Origin of the sequence: Vibrio sp. V43_P6S15P86 (genome assembly GCF_009904725.1) — a bacterium.
Taxonomy (GTDB): domain Bacteria; phylum Pseudomonadota; class Gammaproteobacteria; order Enterobacterales; family Vibrionaceae; genus Vibrio; species Vibrio diabolicus.
Genome location: NZ_WXWT01000019.1, coordinates 1 through 2,331, shown reverse-complemented (window position 1 = coordinate 2,331; position 2,331 = coordinate 1). Strand labels below are relative to the sequence as shown.

At 43.2% G+C, this 2,331-nt stretch carries 3 protein-coding genes; all 3 read right to left on the bottom strand.

Features of this window, described 5'->3' with window-relative positions:
* Positions 1-107: 107 nt before the first annotated feature.
* The gene (locus CAG69_RS01130; RefSeq protein ID WP_161442303.1) at positions 108-722 is read right to left on the bottom strand and encodes a LysE family translocator; all 615 of its coding nucleotides are present in this window, start codon (positions 720-722) and stop codon (positions 108-110) included.
* A 95-nt stretch (positions 723-817) separates the two neighbouring features.
* Positions 818-1,732, bottom strand: a complete 915-nt coding sequence (locus CAG69_RS01125; protein ID WP_005396380.1) for a LysR family transcriptional regulator — start codon at positions 1,730-1,732, stop codon at positions 818-820.
* Positions 1,733-1,775: 43 nt separating this feature from the next.
* A complete protein-coding gene (locus CAG69_RS01120) occupies positions 1,776-2,231 on the bottom strand; it encodes an Lrp/AsnC family transcriptional regulator (protein ID WP_005396378.1) in 456 nt (151 codons plus the stop codon).
* Positions 2,232-2,331: the final 100 nt, after the last annotated feature.

Sequence of the window (2,331 nt, the reverse complement as noted above, 5' to 3'; positions counted from 1 at the left end):
CTCCTGAGAAACTTCTTGCTTTCACCCTGTCTTTACAATGGCAGGGTGCTTTTTACAAAAAAGGCAGCCACCTGGGCTGCCTTTAATATTTTGTTGTCTTTGCAAATTTATACGGTTACGACCACTCGAAGTGCCAATAGTATTAGAACAATCCCTGACAAACGATCAATTAACACCGCTTTAGAACGAATTCTGTCCACTACTTTAGAGCTCGATAACACTAGGGTGATAAAGGTATACCAAAGCCCGTCCACAACAAATGGTGTAGCCACAATGATCATTTGATTGCTCAAATCATTACCTAGCGCTACAAACTGACTAAATAGTGCGATAAAAAACAAGGCAATTTTGGGGCTTAAAATCGAGATAAAAAAACCTTCTCGAGCAGACTGGCTTACCGTTGTTTCTTCGCCTGACTCCAACTTCGCCGCCACACCGCCTTTCGAACGCAGCGCATTGAACCCTAAATATGCAAGATATGCCGCGCCTGCAAGGCTGATCGTCTTGAACAACATCGGGCTTTGCTGCAAAACAACAGCGAGGCCAATCAGCGTAATAAACGCATAAATGCCAATTCCAAAAGCGTGTGCCCAAGCCGTTGCCAAACCATTGATGCGTCCACCAGCCAAGGCATGTTTTGCCACAATCGCTAGGCTAGGCCCAGGTGACATAGCACCGAGTAAACACACGGTAAAAAGTGATAACCAAACTGTTAGTGTCATAGATAACCTCTCTCCATTTGAATTCAATCTATCAATTGAAGAGCTATAATTTGAAATCAAAGTTTCGCATAAAAGTCATGATTTAAAATCATAGCCTAATGGATGGAGTATTCCGATATTTTCATCACCGCGTGGATTTGCTCTCGCACCCATTGATGAGCTGGATCATTGTCGTATTTAGGATGCCACATCAGCCAGTATTCATGGGTAGGTGTCTCAAAAGGAAGCGCTTTATGAACCAAAGGCCAGTGCTTGGCCAAATTATTTGCAATGTGCTCCGGAACTACCATTAAGTGCTCACTTGAGACCAAACGATTTACCGCCGCAGAGAAAAAAGGCACTTTAAAGGTAACATGACGCATCAGCCCCCTGTCTTTTAGTGCCATATCGGTACTTGAGTCTTTGTCTCCCCCACCCGTCACTTGAATATGCGAATGACTAATGAGGTCCTCTACAGAAATCGAAGCCTTACCAGCTAAAGGGTGAGACGCCTTCATCAAACAAACTGACTTATCAGAACCAATATTGATGCTAGATACACCTTCAGGCTGAGTGGGATACATAGAAGAAGCAAGGTGGATTCCTAACTCGTGAAGCTTATCGATAAAATCTAGCTGCCACAGTCGATACGCCAAATCCAATTGTGGTGCTTGTTCACCTAAGTGAGATGCAATATCGGGCAAAACGTATTGTGCCACGTAATCACTTGAGGCAATAACCAGCTCGCCTTGCCACAGTTGCGGCTCAAAAGGTTTGTCATCGAGTAAATGGTCAAACTCAGCCAGTAACGCATCAAGCTTTGATTTTAATGCTATTGCTCGCGGGGTTGGTATCAGCTGATTACCTTGACGAATAAGCAGTGGATCACCACACAGATCGCGCAATTGTGCAAGCTGTCGGCTAACCGCAGACTGCGTAATGTGCAAACGTTCTGCAGTTCGGCTGACATGACACTCTTCTAAAAGTACATGCAAGGACCTAAGTAGATTCAAATTGATGTTGTTTAACATACCGGCTCAAGAAGGTTTTAATAAATAATGGCACCCATGATGCTTATTTCACAAACTGGTTGCCAGTCGTATTAAAGAACTCAGCTAAAACGGTATGAGTCATGAGGTGCCTTAGCTCTGGGTAACGTTGAATTTGATCTCTGATTTCGTTCAAACGAGTCATCGTAGGTACTTCGACAAAAACCATCATATCCGTTTCACCACTGATTGCATGGCACCATTTTACGCCATCGATTTTGTATAGTTCATCGGCATATGATTCGCAATAATACGTGGATGTAGATTTATCGAACTTTAGAGCAAAATAAGCACAAATCGAGTCCCCGCCTGAAGAGGCAATTTCAGCGTGATACCCGAGAATCACTTTGTCATGTTCTAGCTTACGAATACGAGCCGTCACCGCAGAACGAGAAAGGTTCACTTTATCCGCAATTTCAGTCACCGACAGCCGAGCGTTGTGTCGGAGAAGATCCACAATCTTGTGATCAAACTTGTCCATATACTTACCAAGCTTTCCTTATTTTTCTCATTCTATACCGATTCTAACTGCATAAGAAACCAACATTTTGTTGGAAATATTTAAAACAACCGTCATATTG